Consider the following 23,729-nt stretch of genomic DNA (forward strand, 5'->3'; position numbering starts at 1 on the left):
CGCGCGGGCGGGCGATGGTTGCGCGGAGTGTAGTGGATCTCGACCCGCTCGTAGAAGCCGGCGCACGCAGCGTGCGCGTCCCACGACGCGGCGTCATTCCTGGGCGCGGAGGTAGCACATCACCTCCTGTCGGACGCAGTCCGCGTGCAGCCAGAGCGCGCGCGGGTCGCCCGGCAGCGGGAAATCGACGACCCGCACGACGTGCGCGAGGCGCGCGTCGTCGGGCGAGAGCTCCGCGAGCCGGTTGGGCGCCGCCCGCAGCCGCGCCTCGTCGAGCGCGTGGCCGGGGTGGGTGGGATAGAGTGCGACGTACAGCATCCCCGACTCCACGAGATCGTTGAAGAAGTGCGAGCCGAGGGAGACGTCGGGGATCACGTCCCCGAGCCGCATGATCTCGCCGAGCGCGGCGACCCGGCGGATCTCCGCGAACGAGACCGGTACGCCCAGCGAGGGCGTCGTCGTCCCCCAGCGGCCGGGGCCGAGGAGGAGGACGCGCCGCGCCGCGTCGCCTGCGCGCGTCACGCGGCCGACGACCCGCGCGACCTCGTAGCGGTCCTGCGTCGGGAGCGTCGTGTACGCGTCGGGATCGACGAAGACGATCCGATCCACCCGCGCGCTCGTGCTCTGGCCGACCACCGGTCCGCGGCTCGCCGCGACGATGGCGTCGTCCGCGAGCCTCTCGGGCGGGGGCGGGACGATCCCGCCCTCCTTCACCTGGAGCGGCCGGCACTGGACCAGGTTCAGCCGGAAGTCGCCGCTGGCGAGGAAGTTCGCGGTGAACTCGACGTCGACGGGGTAGCGGTACGCCTCGCGGAGGGCCGCGAGGAGCGTGCGCAGCTCGTCGACGAGCGGGGTCGCCCAGAGGAGCTTCTCGAACGTGAGGACGAAGCCGCCGCCGGGCCCGCGGCGGCGGGTGGCGAACAGGTCGATCGGCAGGAGCGGGCTCTCCGCGACGACCTCGTCGATGGGCGCGGACGTGAAGCGGTTCGCCTCGAGGTCGAGGAGGTCGACCCGGCGCTGCGCGTACTCGGTCGCCTCGTCGAGGCTCGTCTCCGGGCGGAGCTGCGGCGCGTTCAGCGCCACGATGCGCGTATAGTCGTCGTCGGAGCGGTCCACGGCGCGCGTCCCCATGCCGAAGACGAGCCGCATCACCCCGGCCTCCGGGTCGATCGCGTGGTTCCAGACGTACGGGTTGTACGAGAGCGCCACCCCGGCCGCCTGCGGATAGAAGAAGCGGCCGTGGACCGCGCCGGACACCCGCTGCACGAGGATCGCCATCTGCTCGTCGCGATCGAGGAGCCCCCGATCGTCGCGGTAGTGGAGCGCCGCGTCGCTCATCGCGCTCGCGTAGACGGACCGGACGGCGGCGAGGAGCGCCTCGAGCCGCTCCTCCGGCGCGCCCTGGTTCGGGCAGAACACGCTCTCGTACTTGCCGGTGAAGGCGTTCCCGAAGCCGTCCTCGAGGAGGCTGCTCGATCGGACGATGATGGGCGACTGCCCGTAGTAGTCGAGCATCGAGACGCACTGCTGCACGACGGCGGCGGGGAACGTCCCCGCGAGCAGCCGTGCGCGCGCCTCGGCCGCGCCCGCGAGCAGCGAGGCGCGGCTCCGCTGGTCGCGCCGCGCCCGCCACGCGCCGTTCCGGACGAGGTACGTGTAGAACACGTCCGAGCCGATGAACCAGGAGTCGTGCGGCTCGAAGCGGTGCCGCCACGCCGGGTCGGTGCTCTCCAGCACCGCCCGCGCGAGCAGCATGCCCGAGGCCTTGCCGCCGACGAGCCCCGTCCCGATCATGCGGCGGCGGATCGCGAGCAGCGCGTTGAGGTCGAGGTACCGGTCGGCCAGCTCGGCCAGGCGGGCGTCGTGCGTGAGCATCATCCGCACGAGGGCGCGGAACGCAGCCTGCTCGTCCTGCCAGGGCCGCGCCCCGCTCCGCACCGCCTCCTGGAGCTCGCGCGCCTCGAGGAAGCGCCGGTCCCAGACGTCGAGGCGAGCGGCCGGGTCGAGCCGCCCCTCCGACGCGCCGGCGAGCGCCTCCGCGAGCACCGCGCTCTCGGTGAGCGGGCGGAACGCGCCGTCCTCCCAGACGTGCGGCAGGTACATCGTGGGCGAGTGGCGCCCGTCCACCTTGAGCGGGTGGACGTAGCGCGTCCGCGCCTGGCGGAAGACGTCGACGAGGAGCTGCGTCGTGGCCCGGATCGCCTGCACCGCCTCGAGCGAGTGGCCGTCGCGCAGGACCGCGAAGTAGGCGACGGTGTCGAGCTCGTAGAGGTACGGGCAGGTGACCGTGAAGAAGTTCCCGAGCATGAGGTCGCTGCACCAGCCGGCCGCGAGCTCGGAGAGGCAGTCGAAGACGTGGTACGCGCCGCGTCCTGCGCGCTCGATCGCCTCGTGGATGCCGGCGGTGAAGCTCTCGAAGCCGATGGACGGATCGAGCGCGTGGATCTCCACCCCGTCGGCCGCGCCGGCGAGGGCGGGGTGGCGCGCGAAGCGGTGGTAGACGACCCGCCGGCCCGCGGCGCGCGCCGCACGGACGAACGGGGCCGCGAGCGGCGGGTAGTCGTCGAGCGTCTCGACCTGCCAGACGACGTTGTCGCCCGGGCGCAGCCCGCCGACCACGGCGTCGAGGCCGGGCAGGCCGGTGCTGGGCGCGGGGGCGGTCATGACACGCTCCTCATCGCGCTGTTGCCGGCGGGCTCTCGCGTCCTCGCGCGAGGAGCCCGCCGTGACGGATCGCGCCGCGGCGGTGCCGCGGCGGGCTCACTTCGCCGGCTTGGCCGCGGGCGCCGCAGGCGTCGCGCCCTGCGGGGCGGTAGGCGTCCCTCCCATCGCGCCGTGGCCCGGGGGCATGGCGCCGTGCGGGCTCGGCGCCGCCTTCCCGCCTGCGGGCATCTTCACCTTGCCGGCGAGCTTCTCCATGATCGCGGGCATCTTGCTCTCGACCCGCTGCTGCGTCTGCAGGGCGATCTTCTGCGAGACGGCGGGCATCACCTCGAGCGACTTCTGGCCGGTCGGCGTCTTGTAGAAGGCGAGGAGATCCTTCAGCTCCGGCTCGGTGTAGCTGGCGGAGAGCTCCTTCGCGTGCACGTCGAGCAGCGCCTCGTAGGGGAGCGCGGCCTCGAGCTCGTTCCGGACCTGCTTGTCGAAGTCGCGCGGGTACTCGAGCTTGGCGCCCGGGTGCGCCTGCATCTGGCTCTGGACGTTCTTGGCGAGCGCACCGAGCCCCGCGTCCCACGTCTTCTTCGGCATGAGGACACGGGCGAGCTCGGCGGCGCTCGGCTTCAGCTCGACGGCGGCCGGCTTGGCAGCGGCCGGCTTCGCGGCGTCCGGGGGCTTCGCGGCCGGGGCCGGGGGCTTCGCGGCCGGGGCCGGGGCCGGGGGCTTCGCGGCCGGGGCCGGGGCCGCGGCGAACGCCGGGGCGGCGAGGGTGGAGAGCACGGCTGCGACGGCGAGACGGCGAGACAGGGACATTCTGGGCTCCGGGTTGGGGGCGGAAACGGTAGTAGCACGGGGTTGGTGCAACTGCGACCCGGATGGTTCGTCGCACGCCCGGCCGCACATTCGCGGGAAAACACCGACTGCGGTGCCTTTGCTGCGGGCGGCCGCTGGGTAGGATGGCGAGCGATCGGCCGCACTGCGGCCACGAACCGCAGGAGCCTCGCCATGCCCGCCCGCCGCGCCCTCGTCGCCTCGCTCGCCGCCGCCGCCGCCCTCGCCTGGGCGCGCCCAGCGGAGGCGTCCGTCGCCCTCGGGCTCGGGGCGGACTACCTGCTCGACCCGCAGATCGGTGAGTTCCAGCTCACGCTCGGCGTCGCGACGCCGCTCGCCCGGCACATCTCCGTCGGCGCGCGCTTCGGGGCGATGCTCCTCTCCGAGCCGTCGCGCGTCGGCGTCCCGGTCGACGTGAAGCTGCGCGTGCGCGTGGACCGGCTGTACGTCGAGGGGCTCGCCGGGCCGTGGATCGTGTTCGACGACGACGACGCCCTGAAGCTCCACGCCGCGGTGGGCTTCGGGCTCGTCGGGCGCTCGGTGTCGTTCGGGCTCGAGGTCGGCTACCTCGACCCCACGGCGATGATCGGCGTGCGGCTCGCGTTCCCGCTCTGACGGGTGCGGTCAGCCGCCGCACAGCGCGGGGCGCGCGGCGAGGACGAGGGCGTCGACCCACTCGATGACGGCGCGCACGCGCGGCGTGCGGCGGAGATCGCCGTGCACGAGCAGCCACAGCTCGTGGTGCGGCGGCTCCGGCGCGTCGAGCCGGACGAGGGCGTCGTCTCCCTCGGCCACGAAGCAGGGCAGGACCGCGACGCCGATCCCGATCCGCGCCGCCCCGTGGAGCGAGGCGGTGCTGTTGCACCTGAAGACGACGTGGCGATCGGGCGCGACGCGCGCGAGCCAGCGCTCCTGCGGGGCGCTCGCGAGCGAGTCGTCGAGGCCGAGGAACGGATCGCCCGCGAGATCGACGGCGCCGCGCCGGGCGGGCGGTGAGCCGCGCGCGGCGTACAGGCCGTACGCGACGTCGGACAGCTTGCGCGTGACGAGCCCCGCCTCGCGCGGCCGGCCCATCCGCAGCGCGAGGTCCGCCTCGCGGCGGCCCAGGTCGAAGGTGCGCTGATCGGCGGCGATCTCGAGGAGGAGCGCGGGGTGCCGCTCGCGCAGGGAGGGGAGCGCCGGGACGAGCAGGTGCGCGGAGAGGTGCGTCGCGGTCGTGAGGCGCACGGTCCCGGCGATGGTGCGGTCGCGCGCGTCCACGTGCCGGGCGAGCGCGAGCACGTCCTCCTCGATCCGGGAGGCGAGGGCGGCGAGCTCGTCCCCCGCGGCCGTGCGCGTCCAGCCCTGCGGACCTCGCTCGAAGAGCGGGAGCTTTAGCTCCTCCTCGAGCGCCGCGACCCGGCGCGCCACCGTGTTCCGGTCCACCGCGAGGCGCTGGGCGGCGCGCGAGAGGCTGCCGCAGCGGGAGAGCTCGAGGAAGAACCGCAGATTGCCCCAGTCGAGCCGGCCCGCGCGTTCGTGCGCGGGGGCAGTGCTCGGCTGCGCGTTCAGCGGTGCCCTCGCCATCGCTAGACCTCTCTCGTTCGTCCCGCGCAGCGCGCGCGGTCCCCGAAAAGGAGTGCACGATGACGTCGCCTGCCGGAACCCGCTTTTCACCGCCCTCGTGGGGCCCCGTCCCGTGGACCCCGGGGCGGCACACCCGGACCCCGGAGCCACCTCGTCACCGCGCGCGGCGCGCTTTCGACCGTACCACGCGCGGCGCGACGCTCGCGGCGCGGCGTGCGGCCGCCGCCGTGACCCCCGACGCCGTCGCGGGGGTGGTGCTGCTCGTCGGCTGGGTGGCGCTCTGGGTCCTCTTCCTGCTCGGGATCGTGGAGCCGGCAGCGGCGCTGCGGCTCGTGCGCTGACGGGCGAACCGTCGAAGAGGCGAGCGGGCGGTCCGGACCCGAGCCGGACCGCCCGCGCTTCCCTCCGCGAGGCTCCCGGCGCTGGATGCTTCTGGACGACGGCACGCGCCCACGCACGCGCTCGCGAACCGGCGCCCGTCCGCCCGGCAGGCGGCGCGACGGGCTCCGGAATCGACCGTACCGTGAGTACGGGAGGAGTGACGGCTCGCGGCGCTGCGCTCCCGCCGTTAGGCTCGGACTCCGCGGCACGAGCCGCCTCGTCTCGAGCCGAAGCGAGCATGCCCCGAACCTCCCTGCCGTCCGTTCGTGCCGTCGTCGATCCGCTCGCCCTGTTCGCCGGCTACTTCCTCGCCGCGCGGCTCGGCTCCGCCTTCAACGTCGGGCCCGAGTCGATCGCGGCCTTCTGGGCACCCAACTCGATCGCGCTCGCGGCGCTGCTCCGCTCTCCCAGGCGGCGCTGGGCGGCGCTCGTCGCCGCGCTCTCCGCGGCGGAGCTCGCCTCGGATCTCGTCATGGGGTTCCCTGCCCTGACGGCGGCCGGGTTCGCGACGGCGAACGCACTCGAGGTGCTCGTCGCCGCGCGGCTGCTGCGCAGCGCCGACGGCTGCGCGCCCACGGTCACGGTCGGTGTCGCGGCGCGCTTCGCGCTCTTCGCGGTGCTCCTCGCGCCGGCGGTCGCGGCGCTCCTCGGGGCGGCGGCCGCCGTGGTCGCCGGGACTCCGTACGGCGCGGCCTGGGGCCGGTGGTTCGTCGGCGACGCGCTCGCCCATCTCACGCTCACCCCCACGATCCTGCTCTGGCTCGCGAGGCGCCCGTGGCGAGCCCCCCTCCGTCCGCGCCGCGTCGCCGAGGCGATCGCCCTCGGCGCCGGGCTCGCTATCGCAGTCGGCGTCGCGTTCGGGCACCATGCCGGCGAGAGCGCGTGGCCCGGCGCGCTCTACCTGCCGCTCCCGCTGCTCCTCTGGGCCGCGATCCGCTTCGGAACGATCGGGGCGAGCACGGCGGTGTCCTCCGTCGCGCTGCTCGCGCTCTTCGCGACGCGCCACGGGCTCGGGCCGTTCACGGGGGCTTCCCCGGCGCACAACGTCCTCGCGCTCCAGCTCTTCCTCGTGGCGACGGCCCTGCCGCTCCTCGCGCTCTCCGTCTTCGACGAGGACCGGCGGCGCGGCGAGGCGCGGCTGCGCGAGGCGCGGGACGCGCTCGAGGAGACGGTCGCGGAGCGCACGGCGGAGCTCGACCGCCAGGTGGCGGCGCTCCGGGAGGGCGAGGCGAAGCTCCGCGAGGCGCACGAGGTGGCCGAGCAGGCGCGCCGCGCCGCCGACGCCGCGAACCAGGCCAAGTCGGATTTCCTCGCCCGGATGAGCCACGACGTCCGCACGCCGCTCAACGCCATCCTCGGCCGGGCGTGGCTGCTCGAGCGCGACGCGGGCGCCGGGCCGCGGGCGCTCGGCCACGCCGCCGTCATCCGGCGGAGCGGCGCGCACGTCCTGGACCTCGTGCAGGATCTGCTGGAGCTGTCGCGCATCGAGGCGGGGCGCCTGGAGCTGCGGCTCGCGACGACGCACCTCCACGAGCTCGCCAGCACGACCGGGGAGCTCGTCCGGCTGGAGGCGGACGAGAAGGGGCTCGACCTCAGGGTGGACGTCGGCGCAGGGCTGCCGACCTACGTCCTCGCGGACGAGGTGCGGCTCCGCCAGGTGCTGCTCAACCTGCTCGGGAACGCGGTCAAGTTCACGTCGCGGGGCGAGGTCGTGCTCGAGGTCCGCGCGGCGCGCTCCGCCGTCTCCTTCGCGGTGATCGACACCGGCGCCGGGATCGCCGCCGAGGAGCTCGAGGGCGTGTTCCAGCCGTTCCGCCAGGGGGTCTCCGCGCGCACCGCCCGGGCCGGCGTCGGCCTCGGGCTCGCGATCAGCCGCCAGCTCGTGGTGCTCATGGGCGGCGAGCTGCGCGTCCAGAGCGAGCTGGGCGTCGGGAGCCGGTTCTGGTTCGAGCTCGCCCTCGAGGTCGCGGAGGCGCCCGTCCTCCGCACGTCCGCCTGAGGGCGCCGTAGTCCCTGCTGCGGTGCAAGCTGGCCGCCCGCGGCAGGCTGCCATCCCGTCGCACCCGCCGGGTCCTCCCCACCGGAGCCGCCATCGCGTGGCCAGCGCGGGCGACCGCGGACGCATGATGGCGCCGGCGTCGTCGGGCACGCCGCCGGGGAGGGGAGATGAGGCGCCTGTTCGCGGATCTCACGCGCAGTCCGCTCGGGCTCGCGGGCGCGATCGCCGCCACCGTCGCGGGAGTCCTCGTCGTGACCCTGCTCGCGCTCGGGCTGGTCGGGTTCCACGGCGGCCCCTACCTCGGGATCCTGGCGTTCGTCATCCTGCCGGGGGTCTTCGTCGTCGGGCTCCTCCTCATCCCCCTCGGCGACTGGCTCGAGCGGCGCCGCCGCGCCGGAGGCGGCGAGGAGCCGGCGCTGCCGGTGGTCGATCTCAACCGCCCGGCCACCCGCCGGCGCGTCCTCTTCATCGCCGCGCTGACGATGGTGAACGTGGTCATCGTCGCGCTCGCGACGTTCGGGGCGGTCGAGGTGATGGACTCGCCGGCGTTCTGCGGGTCGTGCCACAGCGTGATGGACCCGGAGTTCACAGCGTACCAGCGCTCGAACCACGCGCGCGTCGCGTGCGTGGAGTGCCACATCGGGCCGGGCGCGCCCTGGTTCGTGAAGTCGAAGCTGTCCGGCGCGTGGCAGCTCGTGTCCGTGACCTTCGATCTCTACGAGCGCCCGATCCCGGTGCCGGTCCACGACCTGCGCCCGGCGCGGGACACCTGCGAGCGCTGCCACTGGCCGACCCGGTTCTTCGGCGACCGGCTGCGCGTGCGCACCTCGCACGCGGACGACGCGGCGAGCACGCCGCGGCGGACGGTGCTCGTCGTGCACGTGGGCGGCGGGGAGGAGGGCGGCGGCGGCGTCCACTGGCACGTGCGGCCCGGCGTCCAGGTGCGCTACCAGGCCGATCCTTCCCGGAGCAAGATCGGGGCGGTGGAGCTCGCGCTCGCCGATGGCACGCGCCGCACCTTCCGCGCGCCCGAGCCGGTGGAGGGCGCCGGCGGGGAGTGGCGGACGATGGACTGCGTCGACTGTCACAACCGGCCGACGCACGTGTTCGGCACGCCGGAGCGCGAGGTGGACGCCGCGATCGTCGCGGGACGGATCGATCGCACGCTGCCGTTCGTCCGGCGCGAGGGGGTGCGGCTCGTGCGCCAGGAGCACCCGTCCCACGAGGCCGCGCGCGCCGCGATCCGGGACGGGTTGCGCGCCTTCTACGCCCGGGAGCACCCGGACGTCGCCCGCTCCCGGAGCGACGCGATCGACGCGGCCGCGGGCGCGCTCGGCGACGTGTACGCCACGAACGTCTGGCCGAGCATGCGCATCGGATGGGGGACGTACCCGTCGTTCGTCGGGCACGAGGAGGCCCCGGGCTGCTTCCGCTGCCACGACGAGGCGCACGCGGCCGAAGACGGCCGGACGATCTCCCAGGACTGCGATCTCTGCCACCGGGTGCTCGCGGAGGACGAGGTCGATCCGCCCGTATTGAAGGAGCTCGGGCGGTGAGCGCCCGGTCGAGCGTGGCGCGCCGCCGTCCCCTCTCCGCTCCGCGGCTCGCGCCCCGCGCGCTCGCCGCGATCCTGGCGCTCGCCGCCTGCCGCACCGTGGCGCCGCCGCTGCCCGACGTGCCGCCGGCGCCGTTCGACGACCAGCCTCCCCAGGTGGCGCTCGTCCTCGGTGGCGGGGGCGCCCGCGGCTTCGCCCACGTGGGCGTGATCCGGGTGCTCGAGGACGCCCGGGTGCCCATCGAGCTCATCGTCGGGACCAGCGTCGGGAGCCTCGTGGGCGCCATCTACGCAGCTCAGCCCAACAGCTACGCCCTCGAGCGGATGGCGCGCAGCCTCGACCGCGACGACTTCTTCGACTTCTCCCTCGCGCCGGCGCTGTTCGGCCAGGGGCTCGCGACGGGGGACCGGCTCGAGCGGTTCGTGCGCGACCACGTCCACGCGCGGACGTTCGAGGCCCTGCGCGTCCCGGTCGCGGCGGTCGCGACCGATCTCGACACCGGCGATCGGGTGGTGCTCCACGAGGGGGACGTGGCGCGGGCGGTGCGTGCGTCGTGCGCGATCCCGGGCGTGCTCGAGCCCGTCCGGCTCGGCGGGCGCGTGCTGGTGGACGGCGGCGTCGTCCGGAACCTGCCCGTGGACGTCGCGCGGCAGCTGGGCGCGGACGTGGTCATCGCGGTGGACCTCGCCGCGCTCGAGCCGAAGGCGACCCCGAGGAACTTCGTCGAGGTGATCTTCCGGGTCGTGAACCTCGTGTCGCGCGCCGAGGCCAAGGAGCTCCGGGGGATCGCCGACGTGACGATCGAGCCCGCCGTGGAAGACGTGGGCTTCATCGACTTCGACCGCAAGGACGCGGCGATCAGGGCGGGCATGGAGGCGGCCCGCGCGGCGCTGCCCCGGATCCGCGAGGTGCTCGCCGCGTGGCCCCGCCCCGCCTCGGTGGCGGGCGCGGGCACCCCGGGCGGCTGACGCGGGCTCAGGCTCGTGCTACGGGCTTCGTCGATGGCCCGCGCCCCCGCCTGGCACGTCTACGTCCTCCGCTGCGGCGACGGCTCGCTCTACACGGGCGCGACGAACGACGTCGAGCGCCGGGTCGCGCGGCACGCGGCGGGAGAGGGCGCCCGCTACACGCGCGCGCGCCTGCCGGTGGTGCTCGTGTACTCGGAGCGGGCCGGGGATCGCTCGGCGGCGCTCCGGCGCGAGGCGGCCCTGAAGCGGCTCACGCGCACCGAGAAGCTGGCGCTCGTGGCGGCGGGGCCGCGGCGCCGCCGGCGCGCGCGATAGGCTGCGGCGATCGCGGTCGTTCGACGATGTCCTGGCCGTCGACGGCCACGGCTCGTCGTCTCTCCCTGGCGAGGCGGCGACGAGGTCACGCGGCGGGCAGGGCGAGCGCCCGCGCCCGCTCCGCGCGCTGCCGCGAGAGCTCGACCCCGATCGCGTCGAGGCCGTGCGCGTTCGCCACCGCGAGCATCGACCCGAGGCCGCAGAACGGATCCACCACCGCCCGGCAGCGGGTGTGCGCTAGCAGGAAGCGCGCGGCCGCCGCGCACGCCTCGAGCGGCATCGCCCGTGGCCAGGTCATCGCGCCCGGCACGGGCAGGACGTCCGGAGACGACTGGCCCGGCAGGAGCCGGAGCCCGCGGCTCACGCAGAGGAGGTGCGCGTAGGCGGGGCGGCCGAACGTGGTCGTCCCCGGCGCGACGCGGCACACGATCTTGTGCCAGAGGAGCCCGCTCCCGGCCCGCTCGGCGGCGAGCTGCACGAGGAACGCCTTGTCCACCCAGCGGCCGTCCCGCTTCACGTCGGTCTGGTAGAAGATCGCGACCGCCTCGTCTGCGACCGCGCGGCAGGCGCGCTCCGCGGCCTCGACGAACCAGCTCCGCCAGCCCTCGGGGCCGAGCGCGGGCAGCTCCGAGGCGTCCGGCAGGGAGGTGACGATGGCGTGGTCCGCCGGAAGCGAGGCCGACTCGAGCCAGGCGACCCCGTCGCCGGCGTGGACGGTGCGGCGCGGCGCGAGGGGCGAGCGCGTGGGAACGTCGGCCATGTGCGCGGACCATAACCCGGCGCGGCCCGCCGCTGGGGGGCGGGGAGCGGGCGGCTCCCGGGATCCGCGCTCCCGGCGCGGAGCGGGGCGGTGCGCGAGCGGGGTGACTTTCGCGGCGGGGCGGAGATACTGCGGTGATGCCCGCCCGCTGGACCCACGTCGTCGTCAAGGTCGCGGACCTCGAGCGCTCGATCGCCTTCTACCGCCTGTTCTGCGGGCTGGACGTGGTCCGGGACGGCCGGCCCGGCGGGCACACCGTCTGGCTCGCGCCCGCCGCGCGCTCCGACGGGCCGCCCGAGTTCGTGCTCGTGCTCTACCTCACGCGCGTCGACTTCCGGCTCGACCACCTCGGCTTCCAGTGCGACGCGCGGGCCGAGGTGGACAGGATCGCGGCCGAGGGCGCGCGGCTCGGCATCCTCGCCGAGCCGCCGTTCGACGGCGGCGGGGACATCGGGTACGTCACGATGGTCCGCGATCCCGATGGTCACCTCGTCGAGTTCACGTTCGGGCAGCCCATCCGCGGGCTGTGACCGCGGCACTGCGCCGCCCGTCCGTTGCCAGGCGGGCCGCCGCCCGGCATGATGCGCCCGCCTGCGCCGGCGGTCCCGCGCGGCCCTCCCGCGATGGCCAACTCCCGCTCCGAGACCCTCCGCTTCTTCTCAGGCTCGCTCGTCTTCACCGCCGTCTCGCTGGTCGCGGGCGCGGGGCTCGGCGCCTACTACCACGGGACGCTCGCCGGCGTGCTCGGCACCGTCTTCATCGTGGCGGTCCTCGGCGTGCTCGAGACGTCGCTCTCGTTCGACAACGCCGTGGTGAACGCGACGGTGCTCCGGGACATGACCCCGGTCTGGCGCCACCGGTTCCTGACCTGGGGCATCGCCATCGCGGTGTTCGGGATGCGGCTCGTGTTCCCGCTCCTCGTGGTGAGCATCGTCGCGCGCGTCGGGCCGTACGAGGCCCTGCGCCTCGCGGCGCTCGACCCCGCGCAGTACGCCCGCATCCTGACGAGCGCGCACACCGTGCTCGGCGCGTTCGGCGGCGCGTTCCTCGGCATGGTCTGCCTCAAGTACTTCTTCGACGAGGAGAAGGAGATCCACTGGCTGCGCGGCCTCGAGATCCGGCTCGCCCAGCTCGGCAAGGTCGACGCCGCCGCGCTCGGCCTCATGCTGCTCATGATCTACGGGTTCTCGCGGCTCGTGCCGGCGGGCGAGCACGAGGCGTTCCTCGTCGCCGGGATCTTCGGGATCGTCACCTTCATCGCGGTGGACGGGATCGGCTCGGCGATGGAGGTGGGCGAGGAGGCGATGCGGGACGTGCACCGGGCGAGCGCCGCGAGCTTCCTCTACCTCGAGGTGCTCGACGCGAGCTTCAGCTTCGACGGCGTCATCGGCGCGTTCGCGCTGACGAACAACCTCTTCGTCATCGCGATCGGCCTCGGCATCGGCGCCATGTTCGTCCGGAGCCTGACGGTCATGCTCGTGGAGCACGGCACGCTCGCGTCGTACCGCTACCTCGAGCACGGCGCGTTCTACGCCATCGGCGCCCTCGCGCTGCTCATGTTCGTCGGGACCGCCACGCACGTGCCGGAGGCGTTCACCGGCCTCGTGGGGGCGGCGTTCATCGGGGTCTCGCTCTGGTCGTCGATCCGCTTCAACCGGCGCTACCAGGCGACGCGCGCGGTCCGCTGACGTCCCGCGCTGGCGGCGTCCGGCCGCTCACTCGGTGGGCTTCTCGCGCTCGTCCTTGCGGCGCTGGAGCAACCCCCAGCCCCACCTCTCGCTCCACAGCCCGGGGCCGGTCAGGAGCACGCCGAGGAGCGTGAGCACGAGCGCGCCGATCACCGCGATGGGGTCGATCTCCATCCTGCCTCCGGGAGTCCGTTCGGCGGAGTGATAAGGAATCGGGGCGCCGCCCGCACGGTCCTGGCGGCGGAGCTGCGACACGACGGAGGTTGCGCGCGGCGGGCGCCGGGAGCACCACTCCACGTCGGAGGTGCGGGAGATGCAGAAGCGCAGGCTGGGGAAGCAGGGGCTCTCGGTGTCGGCGCTGGGCCTCGGCTGCATGGGGATGAGCGAGTTCTACGGGCCGGGCGACGAGGCCGAGTCGATCGCCACGATCCACCGGGCGCTCGAGCTCGGGGTCGACCTGCTCGACACCGCCGACATGTACGGCCCCTTCAAGAACGAGGAGCTCGTCGGGCGGGCGATCCGCGACCGCCGCGATCGCGTGGTGCTCGCGACGAAGTTCGGGAACGAGCGGCGCGCGGACGGCACCTGGGTCGGCGTGAACGGCAGGCCCGAGTACGTGCGCAGCGCCTGCGACGCGTCGCTGCGACGCCTGAAGGTCGACGTCATCGATCTCTACTACCAGCACCGCGTCGACCCGACGGTGCCCATCGAGGACACCGTGGGTGCGATGGCGGAGCTCGTCCGCGCCGGCAAGGTGCGCTACCTCGGCCTGTCCGAGGCCGCGCCGGCGACGATCCGGCGGGCGCACGCCGTCCACCCGATCAGCGCGCTCCAGTCCGAGTACTCGCTCTGGAGCCGGGATCCGGAGGACGAGATCCTCCCGACGGTGCGCGCGCTCGGGATCGGCTTCGTGGCGTACAGCCCGCTCGGCCGCGGCTTCCTCTCGGGCCAGATCCGCTCGCCGGAGGACCTCCCGGAGGGCGACTACCGGCGGAACGCGCCGCGCTTCCAGGGCGCGAACTTCGCGAAGAACCTCGAGCTCGTGGAGCACCTGCGCGCGCTCGCCGAGGCTCGCGGCGTGACGCCCTCGCAGCTCGCGCTCGCCTGGGTCCTCGCGCGCGGTGAGGACATCGTGCCGATCCCGGGCACGAAGCGGCGCAAGTACCTCGAGGAGAACGTCGCTGCCGCGTCCATCCGGCTCACGCCCGAGGAGCTCGCCCGGATCGATCAGATCGCGCCGAAGGGCGCGGCCGCCGGGACACGCTACCCGGAGGCGGGGATGAAGTCGGTCAACCTGTGACGCCCGGCGCGTGGGCGCGCCGATGGGGGCTCGTGGCCGCGGCGGCGGTGGCGACCGCCGCGGCGGGAGAGAGGGGAGGCGCCATGGCGATGTCGATCCGCTCCACCGCGTTCGAGGACGGAGGCGAGATCCCGCAGGTCCACACGTGCGAGGGGAAGGACACCTCGCCCGCGCTCGCGTGGACGGGCGTGCCGTCCGGCGCGAGGAGCCTCGCGCTCATCGTGGACGATCCGGACGCGCCTGATCCGAAGGCGCCGAAGATGACGTACGTGCACTGGGTGCTCTACGGCCTCCCCGCCGACGCGAAGAGCCTGCCGGAGGCCGCCCAGGCGAAGGCGCTTCCGGCGGGCGCCCGCGAGGGGACGAACGACTGGAAGCGGACCGGCTACGGCGGCCCGTGTCCCCCCATCGGCCGGCACCGCTACTTCTTCAAGCTGTACGCGCTCGACACGGCGCTCCCGGACCTCGGTCACCCGACGAAGGCGAAGCTCGAGGCGGCGATGAAGGGGCACGTCCTCGAGGAGGCGCGGCTCATGGGGACGTACCAGAAGAAGAAGCATTGAGCGCCGCCGTGCCGCCGGCCTGGCCGCGCACGCGGGCGGAGCTCGAGGCGGCACAGGCGACGCTCGCGCTCGCGATCCCCGCGCCGTGGCGCTGGGAGGGCGGGCCGCTCCGCGTCGCGGGCTGCGCCCTCGTCGCGGGGCGAGGGAGGCCGGGAGGCGAGGGCGAGGACGGGTTCGCCGCCGCTGCGCTCGTGGAGGTGGGCTCCGGCGCGCCGCGCGTGCTCGCGTACGGGGACGCGAGCGGCCCGCTCGGCGCCGGGTTCGAGAGCGGGATGCTGGCGCTGCGCGAGGGGCCGCTCCTCGCCGCGGCCGTGGTGGGGCTGCCCGCGCGTCCCGAGATCCTGATGGTCCACGCGGCCGGGCGTGACCACCCCCGCGGCGCGGGCCTCGCCCTCATGCTCGGCGCAGCGCTCGACGTACCCTCCATCGGCGTCACGGCCCGCCCGCTCGTCGCCTCGGGATCGCCTCCGCAGGAGCGCGCCGGCGCGCGCGCTCCGCTCACCCGCGGCGGCGAGGAGGTCGCGTACTGGCTGCGGACCCGCGCGGGCGTCCGACCCATCGTGGCGCACGCCGCGTGGCGAACGACGGCGGTGGTCGCGGTCGAGGTCGTGCTCGCCGCGACGCGCGGTACGCGCTTCCCCGAGCCGCTCCGCCGCGCCGTCGAGCGGGCGCGCGCGCTGCGGGACGGGCGCGTCGGGTGAAAGAAGGAGGATCGGCGGTCGCAGCCGGCGCGGCCCGAGGCTGGCGCCGGGCTCGCTCACCGCACGATCGCGCGCACGATCCCGTCCATCTGCTTCGGCACGAGGCCCGCGTCGTTCAGCACGCGGCCCCAGGTGGCCTTGCCGCTGCGCACCTTCTGGAGGAGCGGCACGGCCGGGGAGCCGAGCTTCCTCGAGAGCACGGTGGCGAGGATCGTCTCCTCGGTGGACGCGCCCGCCTGGCGCACCGCGCGCACGGCGTCCGCGCTCGCGCCGGTCCGGCGGACGAGGACGTCGTCCACGGCGATCCCGGCGAGCTCCTGATCCGGCGCGCCGCGCGCGAGCGCGGCCGCGAACGGGCCGTCGAGCCCCTTTGCGCCCGCGAGCGCCGGCTTCCAGGCGCCCTTTGCGCCCTTCGCGGCGAGCAGCGCGCCCGCATCGCCGCCGGAGCGCGCCGCCGCGAAGTGGGCGACCCACAGGTCCTCGGGCGCGGTCCCGGTCATCACCGCCTGGACGAGGCTCGCCTTGCCGGGCCCGAACGCCGCGGAGAGGAGCGAGCTGCGCGTGGTCGCGAGGATGTAGGGATCGGCCGCGGCGGGGCGCTCGAGCTCGAAGGTGCGATCGCGGAAGCAGTGGCAGCCCGCCGTCGACTTCGCTCCGGCGCCCGGAGCCGCCTCTCCTCCCGGCGCCGCCTCCGCGCCGGGCTTCATGAGGTACGACTGGGCGAACGCGGGCGCGGCGACGGCGAGCGCGCCGGCTGCGAGGAGCGAGCACCTGATCGGGATCATGCGCGCGGCAGCCTACCCGGGGAGCGGGGGCCAGGACAACGCGGCGGCGGGCGGCGCCGGCGAGCAGGCGAGCAGGCGCACGCGCAGCGGGCGGGGAGGGCTTCCGGTCACACGCGCGCGGGCGAGCCACACCTCGGCGCGGCCCCGGGCGCTCGCGCGGCGCTACCGTCGGCCCCGGATCCCGGGCCCGAGGGGCGTGGGATCGGAGGCGCGCGATGCGATGGGTCTCCGTGGTCCTGCTGTGCACCGCGGCGGGCTGCGCGCAGCGGATGGGCCACTTCTCGATCGTCTCCACGCACCCGGCGACCGCCTTCGTCGCCGCGGCGCGCACGCACGACGCGCCGAGGACGGTCCGCGGGGAGTCGTGCCGCAAGTACCTGCTCTTCGTCCCGCTCTCCCCGATGCCGGATCTCGAGGACGCCTACCTGCGGGCGATCGCAGCCGCGCCCGGCGCCGACGCGCTCGCCGAGGTCTCGGTGCGGACGCGCGGCCTGTTCACGCTCGTCTACAACGAGCGCTGCCTGGTGGTGGAAGGCACGCCCGTGCGCTGGGTGCGCCCGGTGGGCGGGGACGCGGACGGCGCGGTGGGCGTGCCGGGCATGCCCGACCCGGCGGGCGCGCCGCACCGGTGAGGCCGTGTGCGCGCCCCCGTTTCCCCGAACCCCGGAGGCGCGCCGGCCGCGCCGCCCGGAGGCGTACGATCCCGCTCGTGGGAGGGAGGCACCATGACGCCTCGGCCACGCTCCACCCTCGCCGTCCCGCTGCTCTCCGCCCTCGCGCTCCTCGCCTGCGCGACCACGCCGCCCGGGCCGCCGCCCGAGCCGTACACCGCGATCGCCGTCGAGCACGGGACGATCACGGCGGTGGAGCGGGTCGCCCGCCCGTCGAACGCGCCCGCCGGCGCGATGGTCGGCGGCCTCATCGGCCTCGTCGCGAGCGGGCACCACCCCGCCGAGAAGCTCGCCGGGATGATCGCCGGCGCGTTCATCGGCGGCGCCGTCACCGCCGCCTCCGAGAGCGCGCTGCCGTCGTGGATTCACACGGTGACCCTGCTCGACGGCCGGGCGGTGCAGGTCGTGACGGAGCAGGCCGATCTCAGGCCCGGCGACTGCGTCCAGGTCGAGACCGGCCGGTTCACGAACCTCCGCCGGGTCTCGGGGGCGCTCTGCGAGCCGGCCCCGCCGGAGCCGGACGACGCGGCGCTCGCGCAGCGCGCGCAGGAGGACGCGGGGCGCTGCTCGGCCGCGAAGGAGGAGCTGCTGCGGGCGCGGACGCGCGAGGAGGTGGACGTCGCGGTGCGGAAGGTGCGGGTGCTCTGCGGGACGTGAACGGAGGCGCTCGGCCCTGGCCCGGGCGGGCGCTTCGCGGTACGGGTGGGCATGGCCCGCGTCGAGATCGCGCTCCCGGAGACGTTCCTCTTCCGCACCGAGATCCCCGTCCGCATCGGGGACGTGAACTACGGCGGTCACCTCGGCAACGACGCCGTGCTCTCGATCGTCCACGAGGCGCGCGTCCGGTTCCTCGCGGCGCACGGCTTCGGGGAGCTCGACGTGGCCGGCGCCGGGATCATCATGGTCGACGCGGCGCTCGTCTACCGCGCCGAGGGCCGGTACGGGATGACGCTCGCGGTCGAGATCGCCGCGGACGACGTGCGGACGCGCGGCTGCGATCTCCTCTACCGCCTCTCGGACGCCGCCACCGGCCAGGAGATCGCGCGCGTGAAGACCGGGATCGTCTTCTTCGACTACAAGGCGCGCCGGGTGGTGACCATGCCCGCGGCGTTCCGCGAGGTGGTCGGCGCGCCCGCTCACCGTGCGTGAGGGGCGCGCCCGCCACCGCGCGCGGCCGGAGCGTCCGGAGCAGCAGCGCGCCGCTCCGGACGCTCCTCGCCGTCAGCGCACCCACCAGGTCCAGTGCTGCGTCGTCGGGGCGGTGGTCGTCCCCGAGAAAGCCTTCTCGTCCTCGACGTGGAACGGGTCGTGCGAGTAGCAGCCGCTCGGGTCGTACCAGAACCCGACGCCGCCGTTCGCGACGACGCACGCGTCGGCGGGGCCGGCCGGGCCGCCCGGCGCCACGAACGGCATCCCGCGGTCGCGCAGGAAGCAGCGCGTGGTGGACTGCGGACCGCACAGCTCCTCGGCGACCAAGAGCGAGTTCTGGCCGGCGATGGCGTAGGCGGAGGAGAGCTTCACCTTGCGGAGCCGCGCGACCTGCGTGACGCCGTCCGCCGAGAAGCGCAGGTAGGCGTTCCGGAGCAGGGTGAGGCGGCGCAGCTGCTCGAGCGGGAACACGTACTGGCTCGAGAGCACCCTCGGCGCGACCACCGGGCTCCCCACGCCGGACGTGAGCCAGTCCGAGTAGGACTGCGAGTAGGCGAGGCCCGCCGGGTACTCCGCGCCGCGCGTGGCGCGGAGGACGAGCGTCCAGCCGCCGCCGAGCGTGCGCATGTCGCAGTAAGCGGTGAGGGCGGAGGTCCCGTTCGGCGCGACGGAGTACGTGCCGGTGGGGAACTTGAGCCCGGTGCGCTTCAGCGCGACGCAGCTCGACGCCCCGCACTTGCCGTCGACGCAGGCGCCCGCGTTGCAGTCGGCGGGGCTCGTGCAGGTCCGACCGAGCGGGCACTGCGGGCAGGTCCCGCCGCAGTCGACGTCGCTCTCGCTCCCGTTCTCGACCGCGTCGGTGCAGGTCGCCGCGCGGCACACGCCGCTCACGCAGACGCCCGAGGCGCAGTCCGACGCGGCCCTGCAGGCCTGGTTCGCGCCGCAGTCCGCGCAGGCGCCGCCGCAGTCCACGTCGCTCTCGTCACCGTTCTTCGTGCCGTCGCTGCACGTCGCGGGCACGCAGACGCCGCCCGTGCAGACGCGCGAGGCGCAGTCGCTCCCGGTCCCGCAGCCGCCGCCATCGCCGCACGGCGCGCAGTCCGGCCCGCCGCAGTCGAGGCCGGTCTCGCCCGGATCCGGCTGGCCGTTCGTGCAGGTCGCGGCGACGCAGACGCCGCTCGCGCACACGCCGGAGGTGCAGTCGGCGCCGGTCGCGCAGCCTTCGCGGTTCGGGCAGGCGGCGCAGGTGCCGCCGCCGCAGTCCTTGCCGGTCTCCGTCCCGTTCTTCACGCCGTCCGTGCAGGTGGGAGCCTGGCAGACGTTCCCGCTGCACACGCCCGACGCGCAGTCCGGGCCGGTGTTGCAGGGACCGCCGTCCACGCACCCGACACAGGAGCCGCCGCAGTCGACGCCGGTCTCGAACCCGTTCTTCACCTGGTCGGCGCAGGTCGGCGCCTGGCAGGTTCCGTCCGTGCAGATCCCGGAGGTGCAGTCCGTGCCGGTGGTGCACTGGTAGCCCGTCGTGCAGGCGTTGCAGGTCGGGCCGCCGCAGTCCACGTCGGTCTCGGCGCCATTCTTCACGCCGTCGGCGCAGGTCGGCGCCTGGCAGACGTTGCCGTTGCAGACGCCGGAGGCGCAGTCCTCGGGGGTGATGCAGGCGCCGCCGTCGCCGCACGGGGCACACGACCCGCCGCAGTCGAGGTCGGTCTCGTCACCGTCGAGGCGCCCGTTCGCACAGAACTGCGGATAGCAGACCCCGGCGATGCACTTGCCGGACGCGCAGTCCGCGGGACCCGAGCAGGAGAACCCGTCGACGCAGCCGGGGCACACGCTGCCCCCGCAGTCCACGTCGCTCTCGTCGCCGTTCTTCAGGAGGTCCGTGCAGGACGGCGGCTGGCACACGCCGCCCGTGCAGACCTGCGAGGCGCAGTCGGCGGCGACGCCGCAGCCCTGGTTCGCGCCGCACGGCGGGCAGCTCCCGCCGCAGTCCGTGCCGGTCTCGTCCCCGTTCTTCTGCGCGTCGGCGCAGCTCGCATCCGCGCAGGTCCCGCCGGCGCAGGTCCCCGAGGCGCAGTCGGTCCCGCTGCTGCACCCGCCGCCGTTCGCGCACGGCGCGCAGGTCGGCCCGCCGCAGTCCGTGCCGGTCTCGTCCCCGTTCTTCACCTGATCGCCGCAGCTCGGCGCTGCGCACGCGCCGGAGGCGCACACGCCGGAGGCGCAGTCGCCCGCGCCGTTGCAGCCTGCGCCGTCCTGGCAGGGCGCGCACGCGCCGCCGCAGTCCACGTCGGACTCGCCGCCGTTCGTCACGCCGTCCGAGCACGTCGGGGCGGCGCACGCGCCGGCGCTGCACACGCCCGAGCCGCAGTCCGTGCCGGCGCCGCAGCCCTGGCCGGTGCCGCAGGCCGGGCAGCTCCCGCCGCAGTCCACGTCGCTCTCGTCGCCGTTCGCGACGCCGTCGGCGCAGCCCGGTGCGGTGCAGGTGCCCGAGGCGCACGCGCCGGACGCGCAGTCGCTCCCCGTCAGGCAACCGCCGCCGTTGGCGCACGGCCCACAGGAGCCGCCGCAGTCGACGTCCGTCTCGTCGCCGTTCTGGACGCTGTCCGAGCAGGTCGGCGCGGCGCAGGCGCCGGAGTCGCACACGCCGGAGGCGCAGTCGCCGCCGCCGCTGCAGTCGCCGCCGGCGGGGCACGGCGCGCAGCTCCCGCCGCAGTCGACGTCCGTCTCGGCGCCGTTCCGGACGCCGTCGGCGCAGCTCGCGGCGGCGCACGCGCCGGACGAGCACACGCTGGAGTCGCAGTCCGCCGGGACGGTACAGGCGCCGCCGCTCGTGCACGGCGCGCAGCTCCCGCCGCAGTCCACGTCCGACTCGCCGCCGTCGCGCACGCCGTCCGTGCAGGACGGAGGGCCGCAAACCTCCCGCACGCAGACGTTCGGCGCGGCGCAGGTCTCGCTGCAGGACTTCGGAGGGTCCTTCCTCGGGCTCGAGCTGGAGCAGGCCGCGAGGAGCGCGGCGAGCATCAGACCGGCGAGCGATCTCGACTGCATGCTTCCCCCAATGGAGCCGGCGCACGGCCGGCGAAGGCTGGATGGCTCGGAAGGTAGGCAGGGGTGCGGGCGTGCGCCTGTCGCCAGCATGGAGGACCCGCGACGGGTGCGACCCCCGGTACGTGTCCGGCGGGCGAGTGACGGGAGCGACTGGCGCGCCGCGCGGCCTAGGGCGATCGCCCGAACCCGGGCTGGCCGGCGGGGCGAGAGCGGTGCGCCGGAGAAGCGCGCCCTCTGCGTGAGCTTGCCGTGGCGTGCGCGGCGCGCTGCGATGGCGGACCGGGAGGAAGACGATGCCTCGAGCGAAGGAGCTGAAGATCCGCGTGCCCAGCCGGCCGGGCATGCTGGGAGAGATCGCCGCCGCGCTGGGCGAGAAGCAGGTGAACCTGCGCGCCGTGAACGCCTGGGTCGAGGGGAACGAGGGCGTCGTGCGGATGGTGGTGGACAAGGCGGCCGCGGCGAAGCGCGTGCTCGCGAAGCGCGGCTGGGCGACCGAGGAGCAGGAGGTCCTCGAGCTCGAGCTGCCCGACAAGCCCGGCGCGCTCGGCCGCGCGGCGACCGCGATCGGCAAGGCCGGAGTGGACATCACCCACGTGTTCGTCGGGACGGCGCCCGCGCGGAAGACGACCGTCTTCCTGGGTGTCAGCGATCTCAAGACGGCGCTGAAGGCCGTCCGGTAGCTAACGACCGATCAATATTCGGGAACAGTCGACGAGCGAAGCGAGCCCGCCGGGGCGGGGGCGCAGCCCAGGATTCGTCACATCTCAGGGACGCGCCCGGAGGGCCGTACGCCGATGGGCCGGCGTATGGATGCGCACATCGGGCTCGGGCATCGACGAGGAGGAATCGCGCTGTCCGGGCACGGTTCCGAGCGGCCCAGCCGGAGTGGCGGGTGCAAGCGAGCGTCTCTCTACCGAGAGCGTCTTGCCGTGGGCGCTCGCGCCCACGCGCGGAGGCGAGCCCGGAAGCGGCGCACGAGCTTTCGCATATTCACTGAACGTAACAGCTGTCGCCAGAGGTAGCGCCGGTCGTCGTACGGGCTTCCTGACGATGTGAACAATCTGTCCCAGTTGCGGTGCGTGAAGAATCGCCCTTGACTGCTCCCCGCCGGAGCTCCGATCCGGGGTTCGAGGCGGCGCGCCAGGGCCGCTCACGCGCACGCAGCTGGGCTGGGCGCGCGCGTTCGACCGCGGCAGGGGGTTGCCGAGGGCACACCGAGAAAAGCCGCGCTCGCGCGAGCCTGGAGCGCCTCCGGAGCTCCCGAAAACGCGTGTTACGAAGGGTGCATCTGGAGGTGCACTCCATGTCTTCGCTCGCCCCCGCTTCCCTCGACTCGAACGTCCTCGCCGTTCGCCTGCGCGAGCTCGCCGGAGAGGAACGAAACGTCCAGGTGGACTTCCTCCTTCACCTCGACGAGTTCGACCGCCGGCGCGCCTACGTCGAGGCGGGGCACGCCTCGCTCTGGGCTTTTTGCCTGAAGGTCCTCCACCTCCGGGAGGGGGCCGCCGGCCGCCGCATCCAGGCCATGCGCGTGCTGCGCCGGTTCCCGAGCCTCGAGGCGCCGCTGCGCGATGGGCGCGTCTGCCTCTCCACCGTGGGGCTCCTCGGTCCGGTGCTCACCGAGGAGAACGTGGACGACCTCCTCGCCCGCGCCGCGTACCGGACCCGCGCCGAGGTCGAGCACCTCGTCGCCTCCATCCATGCGCGCACCGCGCCACGCGCAGGGATCCGCAAGCTCCCGGAGCGCGAGCCCGCCAAGGCGAGCGCGGCGCTGCCGCTCACGGCGCAGGACACTGGCGGGGAGCGCGCCGAGTCGTCGGGGGGAGCACCCGCGTCCGCGGCGCCGATGCCCGACGCGCGCTCGACGTCGCCGGCCACCCGCGAGGTCGCGACCGAGAGGACGAAGCGCCGGTCGGAGACCGTGGCGGTCACCGAGAGCCACTGGTCGCTCCGCGTCACCCTCGACCGCGCCTGCAAGGAGGACCTCGAGACGCTCCGGTGTCTTCTCTCGCACAAGATCCCGGACGGTGACCTGGCGGCGGTGCTCCACGAGGCGATCCGCTGCGCCATCGACAAGCACGGCAAGCGCAAGGGCGCGGTCGTACCGGAGCGAAAGACGAAGCGCCCTGAGCCGATGGCGGCGGCGTCCCCGGCGGCGACTTCCACGATCCCGGCGATAGTGCGCCGCGCGGTGTGGAGGCGCGACGGCGGGCGCTGCGCCTGGGTCGGTCCGGACGGGTGCCGCTGCAGCAGCCGCTGGAAGCTCGAGCTCGACCACATCCAACCCGCCGCGCTCGGGGGACCCTCGACGATCGACAATCTCCGGCTCGCCTGCCGAGCTCACAATTTGCTTCACGCCGAGAGGATCTTCGGACGCGAGCACATGGCGCGCTTCCGCCGCCACGCGGGCGCCGGACCGACGCCGCTGGAGCGCGCTGGGGGAGCGCCCCTGCGTCCCGCCATGCAGCTGGGGATGTGGGCGCCGTGAGCCTGCGCGCGCCAACGAAGGACGAGTGACGCTGCGCACGGACGGCGCTCGCGCGGACACGCCGGAGAGACGGCTCTCCAGCTGCGGTCGGGCCGAACGTCGCGCCGCCGCGCCTCCGCAGGCATCCGGCATCCGACCCCTCGGCCCGGGTCCCCGCGGTCAACGCTCGCCGCGCGCTTGCCGCCCGTACGACTCCGAAGGGCGCGTTCCCGGGCCGCACGGGCTCACCCCGTCGATGCCCCACCGGCCTGCGCGCTGGGCCGCTCGTCGAACGGCAACCGCGAGCACCGTCGCATCCCCAGGAT

Annotated in this window: 22 protein-coding genes; 15 read left to right on the top strand and 7 right to left on the bottom strand. The window is 74.8% G+C overall.

All coding sequences use genetic code 11. From position 1 onward, the window contains the following. Window positions 1-93: 93 nt before the first annotated feature. On the bottom strand, window positions 94-2,664 hold the full coding sequence (locus tag MNY62_RS12155) for a PEP/pyruvate-binding domain-containing protein (RefSeq protein WP_242344454.1): 2,571 nt from the start codon (window positions 2,662-2,664) through the stop codon (window positions 94-96). A gap of 96 nt (window positions 2,665-2,760) precedes the next feature. Further along, complete coding sequence (locus MNY62_RS12160) at window positions 2,761-3,471, bottom strand: DUF2059 domain-containing protein (protein ID WP_242344455.1); 711 nt, start codon at window positions 3,469-3,471, stop codon at window positions 2,761-2,763. A gap of 192 nt (window positions 3,472-3,663) precedes the next feature. Between MNY62_RS12160 and MNY62_RS12165 the strand changes: the two genes are divergently transcribed. Beyond that, window positions 3,664-4,104: a hypothetical protein gene (locus MNY62_RS12165; protein WP_242344457.1), complete on the top strand. Its 441-nt coding sequence runs from the start codon at window positions 3,664-3,666 to the stop codon at window positions 4,102-4,104. Between the two features lie 9 nt (window positions 4,105-4,113). Here MNY62_RS12165 and MNY62_RS12170 read toward each other — a convergent pair whose 3' ends face one another. Further along, window positions 4,114-5,055, bottom strand: a complete 942-nt coding sequence (locus MNY62_RS12170; protein ID WP_242344459.1) for a LysR family transcriptional regulator — start codon at window positions 5,053-5,055, stop codon at window positions 4,114-4,116. A gap of 619 nt (window positions 5,056-5,674) precedes the next feature. Between MNY62_RS12170 and MNY62_RS12175 the strand changes: the two genes are divergently transcribed. From MNY62_RS12175 to MNY62_RS12190, 4 genes are all read left to right on the top strand, one after another. Beyond that, window positions 5,675-7,435, top strand: a complete 1,761-nt coding sequence (locus MNY62_RS12175) for an MASE1 domain-containing protein (RefSeq protein WP_242344460.1) — start codon at window positions 5,675-5,677, stop codon at window positions 7,433-7,435. A 167-nt stretch (window positions 7,436-7,602) separates the two neighbouring features. After that, on the top strand, window positions 7,603-8,991 hold the full coding sequence (locus tag MNY62_RS12180; RefSeq protein ID WP_242344462.1) for a NapC/NirT family cytochrome c: 1,389 nt from the start codon (window positions 7,603-7,605) through the stop codon (window positions 8,989-8,991). Beyond that, entirely contained in the window at window positions 8,988-9,959 is a 972-nt protein-coding gene (locus MNY62_RS12185; RefSeq protein ID WP_242344463.1) for a patatin-like phospholipase family protein, read from the top strand. Before MNY62_RS12180 ends, MNY62_RS12185 begins: the two co-directional genes overlap by 4 nt. A gap of 33 nt (window positions 9,960-9,992) precedes the next feature. Further along, window positions 9,993-10,274 carry a GIY-YIG nuclease family protein gene (locus MNY62_RS12190; RefSeq protein WP_242344464.1) on the top strand — a complete coding sequence of 94 codons (282 nt, stop codon included), beginning with the start codon at window positions 9,993-9,995 and terminating at the stop codon, window positions 10,272-10,274. Window positions 10,275-10,359: 85 nt separating this feature from the next. On the opposite strand, the gene MNY62_RS12195 is transcribed toward MNY62_RS12190, so the two are convergent. Then, window positions 10,360-11,034 (bottom strand): site-specific DNA-methyltransferase, encoded by a 675-nt coding sequence (locus tag MNY62_RS12195; protein WP_242344465.1) that lies wholly within the window; start codon window positions 11,032-11,034, stop codon window positions 10,360-10,362. 137 nt (window positions 11,035-11,171) lie between these two features. On the opposite strand from MNY62_RS12195, the gene MNY62_RS12200 reads away from it, so the two are divergent. Together MNY62_RS12200 and MNY62_RS12205 are read left to right on the top strand one after the other, a co-directional pair. Next, window positions 11,172-11,564, top strand: a complete 393-nt coding sequence (locus MNY62_RS12200) for a VOC family protein (RefSeq protein ID WP_242344466.1) — start codon at window positions 11,172-11,174, stop codon at window positions 11,562-11,564. 93 nt (window positions 11,565-11,657) lie between these two features. Beyond that, window positions 11,658-12,722: a DUF475 domain-containing protein gene (locus MNY62_RS12205; RefSeq protein WP_242344467.1), complete on the top strand. Its 1,065-nt coding sequence runs from the start codon at window positions 11,658-11,660 to the stop codon at window positions 12,720-12,722. Between the two features lie 27 nt (window positions 12,723-12,749). On the opposite strand, the gene MNY62_RS12210 is transcribed toward MNY62_RS12205, so the two are convergent. Then, complete coding sequence (locus MNY62_RS12210; protein WP_242344468.1) at window positions 12,750-12,896, bottom strand: hypothetical protein; 147 nt, start codon at window positions 12,894-12,896, stop codon at window positions 12,750-12,752. A 139-nt stretch (window positions 12,897-13,035) separates the two neighbouring features. Here MNY62_RS12210 and MNY62_RS12215 point away from each other — a divergent pair, with 139 nt between their 5' ends. The 3 genes from MNY62_RS12215 to MNY62_RS12225 all read left to right on the top strand — a co-directional run bounded on the left by MNY62_RS12215 (window position 13,036) and on the right by MNY62_RS12225 (window position 15,286). Further along, window positions 13,036-14,022 (top strand): aldo/keto reductase, encoded by a 987-nt coding sequence (locus tag MNY62_RS12215; RefSeq protein WP_242344469.1) that lies wholly within the window; start codon window positions 13,036-13,038, stop codon window positions 14,020-14,022. A gap of 83 nt (window positions 14,023-14,105) precedes the next feature. Further along, the gene (locus MNY62_RS12220) at window positions 14,106-14,585 is read left to right on the top strand and encodes a YbhB/YbcL family Raf kinase inhibitor-like protein (protein WP_242344470.1); all 480 of its coding nucleotides are present in this window, start codon (window positions 14,106-14,108) and stop codon (window positions 14,583-14,585) included. After that, window positions 14,582-15,286: an endonuclease V gene (locus tag MNY62_RS12225; protein ID WP_242344471.1), complete on the top strand. Its 705-nt coding sequence runs from the start codon at window positions 14,582-14,584 to the stop codon at window positions 15,284-15,286. Before MNY62_RS12220 ends, MNY62_RS12225 begins: the two co-directional genes overlap by 4 nt. A gap of 56 nt (window positions 15,287-15,342) precedes the next feature. Here MNY62_RS12225 and MNY62_RS12230 read toward each other — a convergent pair whose 3' ends face one another. Then, window positions 15,343-16,071 (bottom strand): hypothetical protein, encoded by a 729-nt coding sequence (locus MNY62_RS12230; protein WP_242344472.1) that lies wholly within the window; start codon window positions 16,069-16,071, stop codon window positions 15,343-15,345. Window positions 16,072-16,286: 215 nt separating this feature from the next. On the opposite strand from MNY62_RS12230, the gene MNY62_RS12235 reads away from it, so the two are divergent. From MNY62_RS12235 to MNY62_RS12245, 3 genes are all read left to right on the top strand, one after another. Beyond that, window positions 16,287-16,703: a hypothetical protein gene (locus MNY62_RS12235; protein WP_242344473.1), complete on the top strand. Its 417-nt coding sequence runs from the start codon at window positions 16,287-16,289 to the stop codon at window positions 16,701-16,703. 93 nt (window positions 16,704-16,796) lie between these two features. Next, window positions 16,797-17,399, top strand: coding sequence for a hypothetical protein (locus MNY62_RS12240; RefSeq protein WP_242344474.1), 603 nt, complete (start codon window positions 16,797-16,799; stop codon window positions 17,397-17,399). Between the two features lie 51 nt (window positions 17,400-17,450). After that, window positions 17,451-17,891, top strand: coding sequence for an acyl-CoA thioesterase (locus MNY62_RS12245; protein WP_242344476.1), 441 nt, complete (start codon window positions 17,451-17,453; stop codon window positions 17,889-17,891). A 72-nt stretch (window positions 17,892-17,963) separates the two neighbouring features. Here MNY62_RS12245 and MNY62_RS12250 read toward each other — a convergent pair whose 3' ends face one another. Further along, window positions 17,964-20,936 (bottom strand): fibrinogen-related protein, encoded by a 2,973-nt coding sequence (locus MNY62_RS12250; protein ID WP_242344477.1) that lies wholly within the window; start codon window positions 20,934-20,936, stop codon window positions 17,964-17,966. A gap of 293 nt (window positions 20,937-21,229) precedes the next feature. Here MNY62_RS12250 and MNY62_RS12255 point away from each other — a divergent pair, with 293 nt between their 5' ends. Together MNY62_RS12255 and MNY62_RS12260 are read left to right on the top strand one after the other, a co-directional pair. Then, the gene (locus MNY62_RS12255; RefSeq protein WP_242344478.1) at window positions 21,230-21,616 is read left to right on the top strand and encodes an ACT domain-containing protein; all 387 of its coding nucleotides are present in this window, start codon (window positions 21,230-21,232) and stop codon (window positions 21,614-21,616) included. A gap of 623 nt (window positions 21,617-22,239) precedes the next feature. Continuing rightward, window positions 22,240-23,424, top strand: a complete 1,185-nt coding sequence (locus MNY62_RS12260) for an HNH endonuclease (RefSeq protein WP_242344479.1) — start codon at window positions 22,240-22,242, stop codon at window positions 23,422-23,424. Window positions 23,425-23,729 lie beyond the last annotated feature (305 nt).

It is taken from the genome of Anaeromyxobacter terrae, assembly GCF_022690685.1.
GTDB classification, from domain to species: Bacteria; Myxococcota; Myxococcia; order Myxococcales; family Anaeromyxobacteraceae; genus Anaeromyxobacter; species Anaeromyxobacter terrae.